This is a genomic window from Corynebacterium sp. CCM 9203 (genome assembly GCF_041357675.1).
Lineage (GTDB): Bacteria > Actinomycetota > Actinomycetes > Mycobacteriales > Mycobacteriaceae > Corynebacterium.
The window spans coordinates 25,127-41,487 of sequence record NZ_JAUERY010000004.1 but is presented as its reverse complement, the minus strand read 5'-3'; the positions used below and the strand labels follow the sequence as shown (position 1 = coordinate 41,487).

The following is a 16,361-nucleotide window of genomic DNA, read 5'->3' as shown; positions in this document are numbered from 1 at the left end:
CGGAGCGGGGTTGCGAGTGCAGGCCCCCGGCACCGCCTGTCCACCCCGGAGATAACGATATCTGACGTCGAGGCGTCGTGGGGATCATTCTGCAGAGTCGGGGGCCGGTGAGCAGCCGGGTTCCCGTCGGACAAGCGTAGGGAAGGTGAACTCGAAAACGGTCCCATGGTGGTACGGAACGTAGTGCTTCCTCGGAAGGGTGAATCATGTTTTCGCCTGGCTTCTCCGGGGCCGACGATGGCGGATCCTACGATCGCAGTGCGTGCGGCAGCACACCAGATCTATGCGCTTCCGTGACGGTGGCGTTGAAAGTTGAAAGGTGTCGAGGCTCGGGTGTCCCAAGTCCGCCCACGCCGTGGCACGGGGTGTTCTCCAGGTTCGGACCGCTCCAGTTGTTCCGGGACCGTGTGTAGGTTCTCCACGGTTCTCCGCGCGACACGCCGCCAACCCCCACCTGTCACACGATCAACACTGTTACCATAGGCCACAAACCTAGTCTGCTGTTCCTTTTGCCCCACTGATCCCACATATCCCGCAGAATCGGTGAGGTTCGGGGATCGGCAACAGCATCTTTCGACACTTGAGCATGTTCCGGTACCCCGCAGGTTCTGCGAGGTACCGGAACAGCCCACCTGTCCCACCGAGGAGAACCAGAACGTGAAGCAGCGACGCCGCATCACCACGCAGTCCAGACGCCCAGCCCTCGCGGTGGTTCTTTCCGCCGCTTTGATCACCACCGTGATGGTCGGTGTGGGTAACCAGTCGATTCTCCGGACCGACACCGTCGGTGGAGATCCGGTCACCGCCGCCGTAACCACCGAAAATTTCGCCACGGGCGAGAACGTGGTCGTTTCTGATGCCGCGGTGATCAGCCAGGGATCGGAGACGACCGGCCCCAAAACGGTGAAGGAGTTCACCCGGGACGAGGAATTCTCCATGTTCGCCCTGACATGGCATGGGGAGAAGGACATCGCCGCTTTCTTCCGTGCGAAACGCGCGGACGGATCGTGGAGCCCCTGGTACGACGCGGAGCCTGCAGGTGATGTTCAGAATCCCGCGGGAAAGAACGGCACTGAGCTGATCTATATTGAGCCGACGCATACGGTTCAGGTGTCGACGGCGAATGTGGATGTCCTACCGGGAGATCCCGACAACGGTGCCGGGGTCGCGGCCACAGAGGCCTCCGATGATGAGCTTGTCGACACCCCGACGGTTCCGGCCGAGCAGCCTGCGGCATTTGCGGGGGTACCGCCGGTTGAAGGAATCCCGGTGAGCGAGGTCAACCACACGACCACTGTCGATGTCGGTGAGATCGCACCTGTTGCAGAGGTCATCGACGCCAACGCCATCGAGGCTGTTTTCGTTGACGGCAAGGCGTCTGCTGTGCCGTCGGTGGATCTGGTGAATGCCGAAGAGGATGCCCGCGGCATGCCGAAAATCATCTCCCGGAAGGGATGGGGTGCCGATGAGTCGAAGCGCTGTGGAAACGTCACCTACGACGATAAGGTCAGTGGGCTGACCATTCACCATACGGCCGGGTCCAACCAGTATGATCGCGCCCAGGCTGCGGGCATCGTTCGCGGTATCTACCAGTACCATGCCCAGACGTTGGGCTGGTGCGACATCGGGTATCAGTCGTTGGTGGACAAGTTCGGTCAAATCTACGAGGGCCGTTACGGCGGAATGAATCGGGCGGTGCAGGGCGCGCACGCCGGTGGTTTCAACGAGAACACGTGGGCCATCTCGATGATCGGCAACTACCAGGATGTCACCCCGAATCCGACAATGCTGGCGGCCGTCGGTGAGCTCGCCGGGTGGCGTGCGAAGGTCGCCGGCATTGATCCCCTGGGCTATGACACCCACTATTCCGAGGGGTCGTCATACACGCAGTACCCGAAGGGCACACCGGTCAGGTTGCCGAACATCTTCGCGCACCGGGACGTCGATCTTACGGAATGCCCCGGTGATGCGGGGTACGCCCAGATGGGAACCATCCGGGCACTGGCCAACACGAAGTACCGCGCGTTGCTGCAGGGTGACACCACGAATGTCGATGAGTCCCTGTCCGATGATGAGAAAACCGAGGCTCCAGCCCCGACGCCTCAGCCGATTCCTGAACCTGCCCCTGCCCCTGCCCCTGCCCCTGACTATCTCACCAGCAGTGGAGGGAAGCTCAATTCAATCCTCGGCGTCGCCGGTTCTCTCCTGGCGATCACGGTCGCATTCCTCGTTTCCAGGGAAGACGGACAACAACGCATCTCACAGATTGGTAAAACCCCAGTCATCGCGGGCCTGAAACTCTCAGATGTTCCGGCCCTGGTTGAAAAGGCGGTGTCGTTCAGCAGTGACCCGAAAGTGAAGCGAACCTGGGATCGGGTCTCCGCTGTGGCCGGACCCGTTCTCGGTTCTCCGCGTGGAGGTACGCAGGTGGCGACACCGGTGGGAGCCCGAAACTCCCGGATCGAGGTCACGCCGTTTGATGGGGGCTTGATCGTGTCATCACCTGAAAGCGGTACCCACGCCATCTGGGGCGCCATCGGTGATGCGTGGGCGGCACAGGGCTTTGATGCAGGTCCGCTGGGTATGCCCGTGAACGAGGAATTTCGGGACGGCAATCTGATCCGTACCGATTTCCAGGGCGGATGGATCACGTTCGATCCGGAGACTGGGACGGTGGACATCCACGAGTCCTAGTTGGAGAAAGTGGAGGGGCGGCCGATGAACCCGGCCGCCCCTCCACGCGTCTCGTGAACCTTCCGGTCAGGTATGGACGCGTTCGCCGAGCATCTCCACGGCGACAGTGCGAAGAAGCTCATCGACCGAGTAGGTACGGGCGCTTTCCTCCAGCAGTTCCGCGGCACGATCGATGTCCCAGGGGAGCGTCTCGAAGAGGCTCTCACTACGATAGGGGGACTGTCCGGTTTCGGTGGCGTTTCTGTCGACCTGACGTGCGATGACCTCTCCGACGATGATCCGGCGGAGAGCCTGGACGCTACGGACGATGTTCGGACCGGGAACCCCCGACCTGTGGGCGGTCATCGCGAAATCACGGTAGAGCGATCCGAATACGATGGCGGTATCTTCCCCGGAGACGATCACTTCCTTGGCGAAGGGAAACTTCTCCAGGTGGTCGATGATCTCCATGCAGATCGCGACGATCCGGTCCACCGGATCAGACGGTAGCTCTGCGGGACTACCGGCTTTGAGTGTGTGAAGAAACGCTTCTGCGATGAGACTGTTTTTGGAATCGAAATGGTGGTACAAAGCCATCGCCGTGACACCGATTTCCTCGGCAACCCCCCTCATCGAAAAGCCTGCGGCACCCTTGGTCATGATGTGATCCGCGGCAATCTCGATGACCCGCTCGCGAGATACCGTCAGCGGGCGACCACGTCGACCCCCCTCAGCCTTCTTCTTTTCTTCTCTGATATCTTTCACCGTTCCCCGTTTTCCGGCGGTCACGGGCCCCCTCCGGGCATTATGACCACGCAGTTATCTTTGTGCAGATGGGAAACCGCCAACCGGTGGAGGACCGGCCGCGGTTGACTTCCTCGGATCGATGACCCGGACTTATCGTCCGCAAAGCATCAGTGGTAGCACCGTCCTGCCAGTTCTACTATCTCTGCTGCCCACATTTCGTTTCATAGCTACAGTGCTACTATACAACGCTGCCGAACAATATTCGCCACAGAGTGATAGTGGGATCGGATCAGTACCAGCGTTCGAGTACAGCAGCCAGCCCATCCTCATTATTGGTGAGAGTCGTCAGATCGGCGGCTGCCTTCACCTCAGGGGCCGCGTTTCCCATGGCTACGCCAGTTCCGGCCCAACGGAGCATCTCGATGTCGTTGGGCATGTCGCCGAAACAAATTACCCTTTCAGAGGGGGTTCCGAGGATTCGGGCGATACCACGGAGACCAGTTGCCTTGGTGATGCCAGGAGCCGCGAACTCGAGCAGCCCATCACTGAACGAGTAGGTGAGGTGTGCCAGTTCGGGTGAGATCTCTGGAGCGAGCCGCCGGTACATGTCCGCACTGTCGAGTTCCTCGTTGCGGAGGAGGAGCTTGATGGCGGGTTCTGCGAGGAGTTCATCTTCAGAGGCTTCACCGAAATTGATCGTCGGCCAGGCGTGCGCCCAGTCCGGGGCGATGATGAATAGTTCGGGTTGCGGGTCGAAGGCGCTGGTTCCGGCGCGTTCGACGGCAATGCCCACGCCTCCGTCACCGGCGAAGATATCCCGTGCGGTGTCAACGATGGTTCGCAGTTGCCGGGGATAGAGTGGATGAGTCTCGACGATCTGGTCAACCGCACTGTCGTAGAGAACGGCCCCGTTGGCGCAGACAGCCATCGGCCGGACCGGAAGCTGTTCAAGCACGGGAAGAAGCCAGCGCGGTGGACGTCCGGTTGCGAGCACCAGAGCACCACCGGCATTGATGAATCTGCGGAGACAATCACGGGTACGTGGGCTGATACGTTCCGTACCCGTGATCAGCGTGCCGTCGATATCGCTTCCGACAAGCAGGGGACGACTCACCGCAGCTCCCGGAGGAAATCACGTAATCGGTCGAGGACACGACAGATCCGGGCGGGAAGTGCACGGCCGCGTTCGGTGATCCGCTCAAGGGCGAAGTCCGCGCGGCGGTCCGCGCGGGCAGCGGCCCGGGCGGCCTTCCTGTCTGCGCGAGCCTGTTTCTTTTCCGCGGTGATCACCGCCGCTTCCTCGAGGGTGGGGGCGCTGCCTCCGAGAGATGCGGGCATCCATGGCGCCCCCTCGAAGGCACCATATTCTGCGGCGTAGTCCGCACGGACGCCGTCGAGGAGGCCAGCGACAGCGTCACGGAGTCTCTCGGTGACCTCAACGGGATCACCGTTCGCCGAGATCGGCTCACCGATCCGGATCCAGACTGGAATGTGCTTGCGTCCGAGGTTGCGGGGGACGCCTTTACTGATGATCCGTTGGGATCCCCACATCGCGACCGGGATGAGGGGCACCCCGGCGGCATCGGCGATCCGGGCGGCACCGGTCTTGAATCTGTCCATCTCAAAACTGCGGGAGATGGTGCCCTCGGGGAAGATTCCGACGAGCTGGCCGCCACGGAGCCTGTTCACCGCCTCGTCAAGAGCACCGCGGCCCGCGGACCGGTCAACCCGGATGTGATGCATGCGGTTCATGAACCACCCGACGACGGGGACATCGTAAATCTCGCGTTTCGCCATAAAACGGACGAGCCTGCGTCCGCGGAAATACCCGGCCACCCCACCGAAGATGAAATCATAGTAACCAGTGTGGTTGTAGGCGAGCAGAGCACCACCTTCAAGTGGGACATTCTCCACGCCCTCAATGGTGATGGTGATGTCCTGCACTCTCATCAGTGAGCGGACGAGAGCGACGATACGGGAGTAGAACGGCTCGTTCGCCTCGGTCGGATGGTCGGGCACCCGGATGAGGTCCGCAGGGTAGCGGAAGATTCCCTCCCGGATGAAGTCACGCTGCGTCATGGGAATCCTGTCTGTGTCGGCCTGCTTTTATCGACACCCGCCCCTTCCGCAGGTGGGGTGCCTATTCCTTGGAGGCGGGGCGTCTATTTCACTGGTTCAAGGATCTCACGCCCGACGAAGGGCCGCAGCGCCTCGGGAATCCGGACGGAACCGTCCGCCTGCTGATTGTTCTCGAGGATCGCGACAAGCCACCGCGTCGTAGCCAGCGTTCCATTCAGAGTGGCACAGGGTTGGGTACGTCCCTCATCATCCCGGTAGCGGACCTTGAGGCGACGGGCCTGGAATGTCGTGCAATTCGAGGTTGAGGTTAACTCGCGGTAGGTGCCCTGGGTTGGAACCCACGCCTCGGTGTCAAATTTCCGGGCTGCGGAACTACCGAGGTCACCGCCCGCGACATCAATGATGCGGTAGGGAACCTCGACGGCGGCGAGCATGTCGCGTTCCATCTGGAGGAGTGCCTGGTGTTCGGAAACAGCGTCCTCGGGCTTGCACCAACTGAACATCTCGACTTTGTCGAACTGGTGGACACGCAGGATACCTCGGGTGTCCTTGCCGTAGGATCCGGCCTCACGGCGGAAACAGGAAGACCAACCGGCATAGCGCAGTGGGCCGTCGGAGAGGTCGATGATCTCGCCGGAGTGGTATCCGGCGAGTGCCACTTCGCTGGTGCCCACGAGATAGAGATCATCCTCTTCAAGGTGGTAGATCTCGTCAGCGTGACTGTCCAGAAAACCAGTACCCTGCATGGTTTCGGGACGGACGAGCACCGGTGGAACCATGAGGGTGAAGCCGGCGGCGGTGGCACGCTGCGCGGCGAGGGTCAGCATACCGAGCTGTAGAAGAGCCCCGAATCCGGTCAGGAAGTAGAAACGGGACCCGGAGACCTTGGTGCCCCGCTCGACATCGAGAATCCCGAGCGACTCACCAAGTTCCAGGTGATCCTTGGGTTCGAAATCGAAGCTGGGGGGCTCACCGACGTGCTCGAGGACGATGAAATCATCTTCACCTCCCGCAGGCGCGCCTTCCACGATGTTCCCGATACTCAGTTGAAGCCGCTCCACCTCCTCTGCAGCCCGCTTCTGAGTGGCCTCCGCTTCCTTGACCTTGGCCTTCAACTCGTTGGAACCGGCGAGCAGGGCGGGGCGGTCCTCAGGTGCGGCCTGGCCGATCTTCTTTCCGAAGGCCTTCTGCTCGGAGCGAAGGCTGTCCGCGGCGACGATCGCCTCTCTGCGGGTGGCGTCAGCGGCGATCAACCGATCGACGAGGCCTGGGTCCTCGCCGCGGGTGCGCTGTGAGGCACGGACCACGTCGGGGTTGTCACGGAGGAATTTGAGATCAATCACGGTTGCCAGCCTACCGAACCCGGCGGTCCCCGGTCCCGGGTGGTGCTGATCCTAAAAAGGACCATCATCCGGTTATTACCAGCGAAGTATACTGTTCACATGGTGTCCTCCCCGAAGTTTCCGGTTCTACCGGCCCGCCACCTCACTGATGGGCCGAAACCGAAGCACGCACAACTCAGGGAAATTCTCGAGGAAATCTGCACCACCAGACTCGCCCCCGGCGACATGCTGCCCGGGGAGCGGGTGCTCGAGGAGACTTTCGGGGTGTCCCGCATCACCGTACGGCGTGCCATCGGGGATCTTGTCGCATCCGGCAGACTGAAGCGCGCCCGGGGGAAAGGCACCTTCGTCGCCCCCACCCCACTCATCTCCCGATTACACCTGGCTTCCTTCTCCTCCGAGATGAGCGCACAGGGGCTACAGGCCACGTCCACGATCCTCCTCGCCGAGCGGGAGACCGCACCACGACAGGTGGAAACCTTCTTCGGCGTGGCTGAACGGCCCCACATCCATCTGCGACGTGTCCGACTGGGCGACGGCCGCCCCTACTCAATCGACGACGGTTGGTACAACAGTCTCCACGCCCCCGACCTACTGGACAACGACATCCACCACTCCGTCTACGGCATCCTCGACAAGGTCTACGGCATGCCCGTCACCGGGGCCGAGCAGACCGCCACCGCCGTGAACGCGGACGATGAGACAGCCCTCGCCCTCGATGTGGAACCTGGAACGGCGTTACTGATGATCGTCCGGCGATCGTTCTCCCGGGAACACCCCGTGGAATGGTGCGCATCCCTCTACCGAACGGATCGCTACGCACTAAAAACGCGTGTGGAACGCGCTACAGAAACAGGCAGAGAGTGACCCAAGCCGTGGAGGGAGCGTGCACCTGTCCCATGTACCCGGCATGATGGAGGAATCATGAAAGCAACCAGATCGTGGCGTTCAGCCACCGCGGTACAGGCCGGGCTGATCGCGATGCTCGTCGCAGCCGTCGGCGTCGGCTCCTACAACCACGTCGCCGCGGAGACCTCCGCAGACGATGGTGTCGACACCGGAGCCAGGACCACCATGGCATCGACAGGCGCCGCAGTAACCTCCACCAGCGCACCGTCTACCGCTCCTTTCACCACCGCTGACGTCGGCGACTGCCTCAACTGGGATGTCGCACCCGACGGCACGGTATCTAACTTCGAGAAAACCGACTGCGCCACCGATCACCGCTTCGAGGTCTCCGCACGCGAAGATCTCGCCACCTACCCCTCGAGTGAGTTCGGCTCCTCCGCCCCCGCACCCAACCTCACCCGGCAGGCGCAACTGCGCGAAGAGCTCTGCAAGACCCCCACCATCGATTACCTGGGAGGGCGTTACACGCCACGCGGCCGTTACTCCATTGCGCCCATTCTCCCTCCGGCGAGCGCATGGGAGGCCGGCGACCGCACTATGCTCTGCGGAGTCCAGGTCACCGATGACACCGGCCAGACGTTGACCACTCGCGGACGCGCCGCGGAGCAGGACCAGTCCAGGATCTTCCAGCCCGGTGAATGCGTCACCATCGATGCCGCCGGAGCACCCCGTGCCGTGGACTGCGCCGAGCCGCACCAGCTCGAAATCACCGCAGTAATCGACCTCAAGCCCGTCTTCCCCGAGGGCACCCCCACCGTCGAGGAACAGGACGCCTTCCTCAAGGGCGCATGCACCCAGGCCGCCACCACCCACCTCGGTGGCGATGACCCCTTCTATTACTCCACCCTCGAATCGTTCTGGACCGCCATCGACGCCAACGCCTGGACTGGAGGCGCCAATACCGTCAACTGCGCACTGTTCAAGGCGAACGGAGAGGGGCGCTTCGCCACTCTCGAGGGCGCAGCCACGGGGCCGTTCCTCATCGATGGCGCGCCCCCGGCACCCCAACCCGAACGCGATCCCCTACGCCAGTAGCTCACGCTCCACGACAACAAGGACGCCAGTGATCAACATCTCCGACGAACGTTTCAACGAACTCGTGGACATGGGCTTCGCTCAGATTCCCGATAAATTCCTCGACAACCTCAGAAACGTGGCCATCCTGATCGAGGACTACAACCCTGACTCGCCCTGCATCCTCGGGCTCTATCACGGGGTCCCGCTACCGGAACGCCTCGCCAACCACACCGGGCTACCGTCCTCGATCACCATCTACAAGGAGGCCATGCTCGATTACTGCACCAGCGAAGAGGAGCTGATCGAACAGGTCCGCATCACCGTCGGACATGAGATCGGCCACCACTTCGGCCTCGACGACGACGAACTGCATGAGCTGGGTTGGGGGTAACCGCAACCCAGCTCAACCCCTCATCTAGCTCTGCCCGTCCGTCACTGGCCAGGACCCGAGATATGTCATTTCTTCCGCGAGTTCGTTCAGGTCATGGAGCGCATCCCTGGTCTCAGCCTCGTCTATGTGACCCGCGATATCGATGTGGAAACGATATGTTCCCAGGCATGTCCGCGTCGGGCGGGACTCGATCCTGGTCAAATCGATACCGCGATCCGCGAAAATGGTCAGCGCAGAGACCAGAGTTCCCGGCCGGTTGGGCAGTGTGAACACGACGGCGGTCCTGTCGTTTCCGGTCCGCACGGGTGGCACTTGCACAGACCCCACGACCACAAAGCGGGTCCGGGCCCCTGGAACATCGATCACGTCATCGGCAATACGCTCCAGATTGAAAACATCCGCGGCCCGTCTGGGGGCAACCGCCGCATCAACCCGCCCCTCCGCAACCGCTTTCGCGGCGGCGGCGTTGGACGAGGCGGCAATGAACTCCGCACCTGGGAATGAACGGTCGGTCCACTGACGGACCTGCTGCCGCGCGACAGGGTGTGTCGAGAAGCTCCGGACAGTACCCGCGGATGCCCCGGGCCGCACCATCACGGAAAAACTGATCTCGATCTCCGTTTCCGCGAGAATACGCACGCCCTCGCCGTCCGCAAGAGCATCGAAGGTATGCGTCACCGGCCCGTCGACGGAATTCTCGATGGCGACACACGCGTACTGCGCAGCACCCGCGCGCACGGCCGCGAGAGCTTCATGGGGGCTTGCGACCGCGAGCTTTCCGATGTCTCCCGGGCCGAAGCTGCCACGCTCATGGAAGGAGATCAGGGCAGCTTCCGTGAAGGTACCCTCGGGCCCCAGATAAGCGACGACATTCTTCATGTTCATGAAGTGTAGTCCGCTCCGACCCCCCATCCCCGCAGCGGGTAATCTGCTGACCATGTCCGTTGAGCCCATTGCCGCCCGTGTGGAGCGAATGCGTCTCGGCGCAGCTTCTGCGGTGTCTGACGTATCCACAGCATTGACGGCTCTCGTTGACACCAGCCCCGAGCTGAGTGGTTTCTCCGCGACCGACCCGGAACTCGCGCTGCGTCACGCCCAATTCCTCGACTCGCTTCCCCTATCCCAACGGGGGCGTCTCCACGGTCTCATTCTGCCGATCAAGGATCTCATGCCCGTCGCCGGATTCCCGTGTTCCTACGGTTCCATCACCCGGCGTACCCATCCCACGGAAACCGATCCCCGGGCTGCCCGACTCCTCGCGGAGGGAGTCATCATTCCGGGGAAGACCCAGACTTCCGAGATGGGGATGACCGCATACTGCGAACCAGTGGGTATGTCGGCCGTCGAGAACCCCCTGTGGCCGGGGAGAACCCCCGGCGGCTCATCCGGCGGAGCCGCCGTCGCGGTTGCACGAGGTCTCGTTGATGCCGCCCATGCGTCCGACGGTGGCGGTTCCATCCGGGTACCGGCTGCGGCAACGGGAACGGTGGGCGTGAAACCACCACACAACAGTCAGGGAGGCGTACCCACCGCCCAGGGATTCATTACCCGGACCATCGCTGACGCGGCATTCTTGTTCGGAGCGATCCCCGTGCGCCGACCGTTGCGAGTCGGGGTGCTCGTCGAGCCGTTGCACGGCGACGGACGGGTTTCTCCGACGATGATCTCCACAGTGTGTTCGGTTGCGGATCGACTGTCCGATCTCGGGCACCGGGTGCAGGAGGTTTTCCGTCCCTACGGACACCGTCCATTTGCGGCATTCGCTGACGTTCTCGCCTCCCGATCCGTGCACATCCCCGGTCCGGCGAGTGACATCATCGGATGGTTGCGGAAACGGGGCGGGGCACTGTCCGAGGCGCGGCGCGTAGAAGCCATCCGGGATTTTGACTCGGTGCGGCAGACGATTCTCACCGCGTGGAAGATTGATGTCCTCCTCACCCCGACATTGGCTTTCGACCCTCCGGAAATTGGTCATTTCTCCCGGTTAGAACCACCAGAGGATTTTGCGGAACAAACACGGTGGACACCATGGGCAACATTGTTCAACATGACGGGTGGCGCCGCGGTGAGTGTACCGGTACCCGTGACGGGGCGCCCTCCTGTGGGAATCCATCTGGGTTCTGTGCGGGCGTCCTTCGACGAGTTGCTCGGTGTAGCCTCGGAGATCCATCCGTGACCTCACCTGACATGGTACGGCGGATTCGTACGGAGATCGGTGTCGTTCTGCTGGTGACGTTCGGTATGTCCGGGGTGCGTTCAGCACTCCGGCTCATCGACGCCACGCTGGCCCCGGAACCGTTGAACAGCCAGAAAGTGGCACTCACTACGCCGCAGGCGAACGTTCACTGGTTGGAACCTGCTCTGCAGTTGTGTTCGGCGTCGGTTCTCACCGGTTGGGGCCTACTGGTGTTGTTTCTGCTTTCCACCACCGGAATACGGATACGACCGTTATCTGGTCGCGACTGGTTCCGGGGAGCTGGTCTCGCCGCGATGATCGGCATTCCGGGGCTCATGTTCTACCTGGCCGCGGTGCATCTGGGGTTCAGCCGTCAGGTGGTTCCCACCACGTTGGATTCGGCGTGGTGGGAAATTCCGGTGCTGCTGCTGTGGTCTTTCGCGAACGCGTTCGCAGAGGAAACCGTCGTGGTGTTCTGGTTGGTGACCCGGCTACGCCAGCTCGGCTGGTCCCCACCCGCCGCGATCGGTTCCTCCGCTGTCTTACGCGGGAGTTATCATCTTTACCAGGGCTTTTCCGCAGGCCTGGGTAATATAGTGATGGGCCTCATCTTCGCCTGGTTATTCACCCGCACCCAACGCGTGTGGCCGCTCGTCCTGGCTCACTTTCTCATTGATGCGGTGGCATTCGTCGGATACAGCACACTTGCCGGTCCGTTGGGGTTGAGGGGTCTGTTCGGGGTCTAGTCTCCGCTAGTGTGGTTTCCATGGATTCTCGAGGCCCGTCCCACAATGGTGAACTGCCGGACGACATCGCCCGTGATAGCAGGGGCCGCCCCATTCTTGACCGTTTCGGTAGGCCAGTACGTCGCAGGCCCCGAGGTTCCCGCCCTGCCGGGGGCACCGGGCGGCCCATTCAGCACAATTCATCCCGGGAACCTCGCCCATCCGGGCCAGCTAGGCCGGTTAATCCACCCCCTCGGGAAGCACCCGTCCCGCGTTACACACCCCGGTCACAGGTGCGTCCCTCCGCCCGGCCCGGGAACCCCTCTGTCCGGCCCACGCAATACCGGCCGCAGGATCGTACGCCTCCCACCTACCGACGCGATCCGGTGGTACCGCCCCCGCAGCCCCCTGTTGCTACTCCCCGCCGCAGTGGCGGTGAATGGAATCCAAGCCCCCGGCCCCGATCACGACGTGCTGCACCCCGCCGGGGCTGCGGAGCCGGGTGTATGACACCGTTTCTGCTCATCATCGGGATAGTTCTCACACTGACTGTCGTCATCGGACTGTGGGCCGATGCGAAACTGAACCGCGTTGAAGCGACCCCCACGCAGCAGGTGGCGAATACTGCAGGCACGAACTGGTTACTTGTCGGGTCTGATTCCCGACAAGGGCTCACCCAAAAGGAGATCGACACTCTCGGTACCGGTGGTGACATCGGTGTGGGCCGGACCGACACGATCATGCTGCTGCACTACGGGCGCGGATCGAAACCAACACTGGTGTCCATTCCCCGGGATTCCTACGTCAATGTCCCGGGTTACGGCATGAACAAGATCAACGCGGCGTTCACCTTCGGGGGGCCACAGCTCCTCACGGAAACCGTCGAGCAGGCGACCGGACTTCATGTCGACCACTACGCGGAAATCGGGTTCGGCGGTTTCTCCGGGCTCGTTGACGCTGTCGGAGGCGTGGAGATGTGTGTCAGTGAAGCCATCAACGATCCTCTGGCGAACATCAACCTCCCCGAGGGATGCCAGGAACTGACCGGACCCGAAGCCCTCGGTTACGTCCGTAGCAGGGCCTTCGCCATGGGCGACCTGGACCGCGTGGCGCACCAACGGGAGTTCCTCTCCGCGCTGATGGAGAAGGCCACGAGCCCGACGACCCTGCTCAACCCATTCCGTCTGGCACCGTTGATCAGTCGCGCTAGCGGAACATTCACGGTAGGTACCGGTGACCACATCTGGCACCTGGCGCGCCTCGCACTGGCGATGCGCTCGGGCGTCGTCACTGAAACCGTTCCCGTGGGTGGTTTCCAGGACACCAACGTGGGCAACGTGGTGCTGTGGGACGAGACTGCCGCACAGATGTTGTTCAACTCGATGAGGTGACTCGCAGACGTGAGGGGATCCAGTAGCCATTCCACGCGGTACCGGGTTCCCTCACGAAACCTAGTGCGCCGCTAGCGAATGGTGACTTGCCGGGACTTGATGTTGTCGAGCTGTCTACGCTCGTCCGCGGTCAATTCAGCATCATTGGCCAACTCACGGTTGATCTTCTTGTCCAGGGCCTCCAATGGTGCCACAAACTCACCCGGTGACGTTTCCCGGGGAAGATCGAAGACTGGAACAGCGAGACCGTGCGTTCGGAACACCCCGGCAAATTTGGTGCCCTCACCGAGCGTCAGTTCACCTGCTGCCGCGATACGAGCAAGAGCCGCTATGAGCTTGTCCTCGTTCTCCAGTCTGATCCACCGGACATGCGCCTTCTCACCCGGATCGATCCACCAGACAGTGCCCTCGATATCTGCTGTGATCTCTGCGGACGGTATGATCGCGGCATTCGCCTGCTCGATCCCCTGCTTCAGCCTTGGATCAAGAACAGCGCCCTCAGCGAGCCACCAATCAAAGGTGTCGTAAGAGACGGGCTTCAACGTTGTCGCCGGGTCAATCAACTCCTTCAGGTCCGGCTGACTTCCATCGGCGACGGTGGATTCAAGGGTCTGACCGGGCTCTGCGTGCTTCACCCAGCTCAGCGCGAATGCCAGATCACGGCCGGGATTATGACTGTGCATCTGCACCTGAAGCGCCACGAGACGTTCAACGCCCCCATCAGCGCTCTCACGTGTCACCGCTGCCACGGCCCCGGGAAGCACAGTGCAGAGGACAACCGGCTCGTCGATACCCTCAACCTTCAGTTCAGCGGACGCCGAAGGCACAAACTCCTGCAGCGCAACCAGGTCCGCTTCCATCGCGAGCCCCTCATAAGGCCGGGGATCCCGGTCCAGGGCGGCACGCTCGGCGGCACGGGCGGCGAGCTTCGCCTGGCGACGACTCATACCCTCGGGCAGATTTTCATTCTTCTTCTTCTTTTTGGCCATGCCTCGAAGATACCCGCTGTGCACCCGCTCGGGTGCTACCGGCCAAGAATGCGCAACGCCGAACCGGGCCGATTGGTAGCAAGCCACCGTACACCGTGTTCCGCCGCCCATGCTATGTCCCGGGGGTCATCAACGGTCCACATATATCCGGGGAGCCCACCGTATCTGATTCTGGAGGGATCATCCTTGGCTTGCTCAACGGAGACTCCCCAACCAGATACCCTGCCGCGTGCCTGCACGATCGTATCGAAGAGAGGACACCGTTTCCTGCGCAGGTGGATCCGGGGGATCGCCGGAGCTAATCTCCGCATGCGGAGAATAGACAATGGGGAAAAAGAAATGATGCGGATACGCGGATCATCCAGCAGACCGAAATAGCGGAGCCGGAGCGCAACCTGTTCCTCGAGTTCCCGGCCGAAACGCAACGGGTGCTTCGTCTCGATGAATAACTCACGATCAGGGTAAGCCGAAATAAGTTCTAGAACATCATCCAGCCGAAGCGGAGGCTGAGGATTCACGGAAGTACCGAAGTTCAACCGCCGCAACTCGTCGAGCGTCATAGCCGACACGCGCCCGGACCCGTTGCTGACACGATTGACAATCGGGTCATGAATGCACATGACCGTGCCACACGCACTCAGCCGGACATCACATTCAATGCCGTCAGCTCCAACATCGAGAGCCGATGTGAAGGCCGGGAGCGTCAACTCCGGATAGTTCTCGCAATCACCCCGATGAGCGATGATTCGGGTTATGGCTGTGGACGGTTGAGCAGTCACGATCCCATTATCCCATCCCGGTCCATCCACAGGGAACTGACACAAAAGGCGGTGCAGGCACGCACCCGAATGCGCACCTGCACCGCCGTACAACCGACATCGAAGGAACAGACTATTTGGTGTCCTCGGCCGGGAAGAACTTCTCCTGGATCGCACGCAACGTGTTCGCGGAGTGCTTGAACCGTTCCATCTCGTGTTCGGTGAGCTCCAATTCAACAACTCGACGGATACCACGGCGGTTCACGACGGCCGGGGTACCGATGTAGATGTTCTCCTCACCATACTCACCGCGCAGCAGTGCTGCTACGGGAACTGCGACATCCTGGTTCTGGAGAACGGCACGGCTGATACGAGCGAGCCCCATACCGATGCCGTAAGACGTCGACCCTTTGGCGTCGATAATCTTGTACGCCATGTCACGGGTGTCCTCGAAGATCTTCTCCAGCTTAGATTCGAGCTCCGGATCCTTTTCCAACTGCTTACGCATGGAAACACCGGCGATCGTTGCCGAAGAGAGGACGGGCAGTTCCGTGTCGCCATGTTCACCGATAATGTAGGAGTGCACGGAAGTCGGGGCGACCTCGTACAGTTCACCGAGCATATACCGGAAACGAGCCGAGTCGAGGACCGTACCAGACCCGATGACCCGGTGTGCAGGGAGACCGGAGTATTTCCACACTGCATACGTGAGAATGTCCACGGGGTTGGATGCGACGAGGAAGATACCGTCAAAGTCATTGGCCATGACGTCATCAACAATGGACTTCATGATCCTCATGTTCTTATCAACCAACTGCAAACGAGTTTCGCCCGGCTTCTGAGCGGCCCCGGCGCAGATGACAACCATAGCGGCATCGGAACAATCCGCGTACGTACCCTTGGTCACCTTCGTGCGGGAAGGCGCCCACACGACACCGTGATTGAGATCCATGACGTTACCCTCAAGTTTCTTCTCATCGATATCGATGATCGCGAGGTGGTCACAGATGCCCTGGTTGATGAGGGCGAACGCGTAAGCGACGCCGACATCTCCGGCGCCGATGAGAACAATCTTGTTTCCGACACTGACCTTCATGGATACCTTCTCCCTGCCGGGCCCAGTGGATCCGGCTACTGGGCGTCGGTTGTCCGACGCACTACGT

The 16,361-nt window shown here is 61.6% G+C and carries 15 protein-coding genes; 7 read left to right on the top strand and 8 right to left on the bottom strand.

The genetic code is table 11. The annotated features are described in order from the left end of the window. Nucleotides 1–657: 657 nt before the first annotated feature. Nucleotides 658–2,694, top strand: a complete 2,037-nt coding sequence (locus QWU44_RS09275; protein ID WP_370915409.1) for an N-acetylmuramoyl-L-alanine amidase — start codon at nucleotides 658–660, stop codon at nucleotides 2,692–2,694. Between the two features lie 66 nt (nucleotides 2,695–2,760). Here QWU44_RS09275 and QWU44_RS09270 read toward each other — a convergent pair whose 3' ends face one another. The 4 genes from QWU44_RS09270 to serS all read right to left on the bottom strand — a co-directional run bounded on the left by QWU44_RS09270 (nucleotide 2,761) and on the right by serS (nucleotide 6,842). After that, nucleotides 2,761–3,462 carry a TetR/AcrR family transcriptional regulator gene (locus tag QWU44_RS09270; protein WP_370915408.1) on the bottom strand — a complete coding sequence of 234 codons (702 nt, stop codon included), beginning with the start codon at nucleotides 3,460–3,462 and terminating at the stop codon, nucleotides 2,761–2,763. Nucleotides 3,463–3,709: 247 nt separating this feature from the next. Further along, a complete protein-coding gene (locus tag QWU44_RS09265; protein WP_370915407.1) occupies nucleotides 3,710–4,534 on the bottom strand; it encodes an HAD family hydrolase in 825 nt (274 codons plus the stop codon). Then, complete coding sequence (locus tag QWU44_RS09260; protein ID WP_370915406.1) at nucleotides 4,531–5,499, bottom strand: lysophospholipid acyltransferase family protein; 969 nt, start codon at nucleotides 5,497–5,499, stop codon at nucleotides 4,531–4,533. The genes QWU44_RS09265 and QWU44_RS09260 overlap by 4 nt, the downstream gene beginning before the upstream one ends. Nucleotides 5,500–5,582: 83 nt before the next feature. Then, a complete protein-coding gene (serS, locus tag QWU44_RS09255; protein ID WP_370915405.1) occupies nucleotides 5,583–6,842 on the bottom strand; it encodes a serine--tRNA ligase in 1,260 nt (419 codons plus the stop codon). A gap of 99 nt (nucleotides 6,843–6,941) precedes the next feature. On the opposite strand from serS, the gene QWU44_RS09250 reads away from it, so the two are divergent. Genes QWU44_RS09250 through QWU44_RS09240 form a run of 3 tightly spaced genes read left to right on the top strand, consistent with a single transcriptional unit; the run spans nucleotide 6,942 to nucleotide 9,159 of the window. After that, a complete protein-coding gene (locus tag QWU44_RS09250) occupies nucleotides 6,942–7,709 on the top strand; it encodes a GntR family transcriptional regulator (protein WP_370915404.1) in 768 nt (255 codons plus the stop codon). A 57-nt stretch (nucleotides 7,710–7,766) separates the two neighbouring features. Next, a complete protein-coding gene (locus QWU44_RS09245) occupies nucleotides 7,767–8,786 on the top strand; it encodes a septum formation family protein (RefSeq protein WP_370915403.1) in 1,020 nt (339 codons plus the stop codon). A gap of 28 nt (nucleotides 8,787–8,814) precedes the next feature. Further along, nucleotides 8,815–9,159 carry a metallopeptidase family protein gene (locus QWU44_RS09240; RefSeq protein WP_370915402.1) on the top strand — a complete coding sequence of 115 codons (345 nt, stop codon included), beginning with the start codon at nucleotides 8,815–8,817 and terminating at the stop codon, nucleotides 9,157–9,159. Between the two features lie 24 nt (nucleotides 9,160–9,183). Here QWU44_RS09240 and pheA read toward each other — a convergent pair whose 3' ends face one another. Beyond that, complete coding sequence (pheA, locus tag QWU44_RS09235) at nucleotides 9,184–10,038, bottom strand: prephenate dehydratase (protein ID WP_370915401.1); 855 nt, start codon at nucleotides 10,036–10,038, stop codon at nucleotides 9,184–9,186. 94 nt (nucleotides 10,039–10,132) lie between these two features. Between pheA and QWU44_RS09230 the strand changes: the two genes are divergently transcribed. The 3 genes from QWU44_RS09230 to QWU44_RS09220 all read left to right on the top strand — a co-directional run bounded on the left by QWU44_RS09230 (nucleotide 10,133) and on the right by QWU44_RS09220 (nucleotide 13,451). Beyond that, on the top strand, nucleotides 10,133–11,335 hold the full coding sequence (locus tag QWU44_RS09230) for an amidase (RefSeq protein WP_370915582.1): 1,203 nt from the start codon (nucleotides 10,133–10,135) through the stop codon (nucleotides 11,333–11,335). 11 nt (nucleotides 11,336–11,346) lie between these two features. Then, complete coding sequence (locus QWU44_RS09225) at nucleotides 11,347–12,081, top strand: CPBP family intramembrane glutamic endopeptidase (protein WP_370915581.1); 735 nt, start codon at nucleotides 11,347–11,349, stop codon at nucleotides 12,079–12,081. A gap of 485 nt (nucleotides 12,082–12,566) precedes the next feature. Continuing rightward, nucleotides 12,567–13,451: an LCP family protein gene (locus QWU44_RS09220; RefSeq protein WP_370915400.1), complete on the top strand. Its 885-nt coding sequence runs from the start codon at nucleotides 12,567–12,569 to the stop codon at nucleotides 13,449–13,451. Nucleotides 13,452–13,522: 71 nt separating this feature from the next. On the opposite strand, the gene QWU44_RS09215 is transcribed toward QWU44_RS09220, so the two are convergent. From QWU44_RS09215 to QWU44_RS09205, 3 genes are all read right to left on the bottom strand, one after another. Then, complete coding sequence (locus QWU44_RS09215; RefSeq protein WP_370915399.1) at nucleotides 13,523–14,440, bottom strand: DUF5926 family protein; 918 nt, start codon at nucleotides 14,438–14,440, stop codon at nucleotides 13,523–13,525. Between the two features lie 35 nt (nucleotides 14,441–14,475). Further along, entirely contained in the window at nucleotides 14,476–15,219 is a 744-nt protein-coding gene (locus QWU44_RS09210; protein ID WP_370915398.1) for a glycerophosphodiester phosphodiesterase family protein, read from the bottom strand. A 112-nt stretch (nucleotides 15,220–15,331) separates the two neighbouring features. Then, the gene (locus tag QWU44_RS09205) at nucleotides 15,332–16,294 is read right to left on the bottom strand and encodes an L-lactate dehydrogenase (RefSeq protein ID WP_370915580.1); all 963 of its coding nucleotides are present in this window, start codon (nucleotides 16,292–16,294) and stop codon (nucleotides 15,332–15,334) included. Between the last annotated feature and the right edge of the window lie 67 nt (nucleotides 16,295–16,361).

Coding starts and splice junctions, on each gene's coding strand:
- QWU44_RS09260 (WP_370915406.1), bottom strand. CDS start 5,499: ATGACGCAGCGTGACTTCATCCGGGAGGGAATCTTCCGCTACCCTGCG.
- QWU44_RS09250 (WP_370915404.1), top strand. CDS start 6,942: ATGGTGTCCTCCCCGAAGTTTCCGGTTCTACCGGCCCGCCACCTCACT.
- QWU44_RS09245 (WP_370915403.1), top strand. CDS start 7,767: ATGAAAGCAACCAGATCGTGGCGTTCAGCCACCGCGGTACAGGCCGGG.
- pheA (WP_370915401.1), bottom strand. CDS start 10,038: ATGAAGAATGTCGTCGCTTATCTGGGGCCCGAGGGTACCTTCACGGAA.
- QWU44_RS09230 (WP_370915582.1), top strand. CDS start 10,133: ATGCGTCTCGGCGCAGCTTCTGCGGTGTCTGACGTATCCACAGCATTG.
- QWU44_RS09225 (WP_370915581.1), top strand. CDS start 11,347: ATGGTACGGCGGATTCGTACGGAGATCGGTGTCGTTCTGCTGGTGACG.
- QWU44_RS09220 (WP_370915400.1), top strand. CDS start 12,567: ATGACACCGTTTCTGCTCATCATCGGGATAGTTCTCACACTGACTGTC.
- QWU44_RS09215 (WP_370915399.1), bottom strand. CDS start 14,440: ATGGCCAAAAAGAAGAAGAAGAATGAAAATCTGCCCGAGGGTATGAGT.
- QWU44_RS09205 (WP_370915580.1), bottom strand. CDS start 16,294: ATGAAGGTCAGTGTCGGAAACAAGATTGTTCTCATCGGCGCCGGAGAT.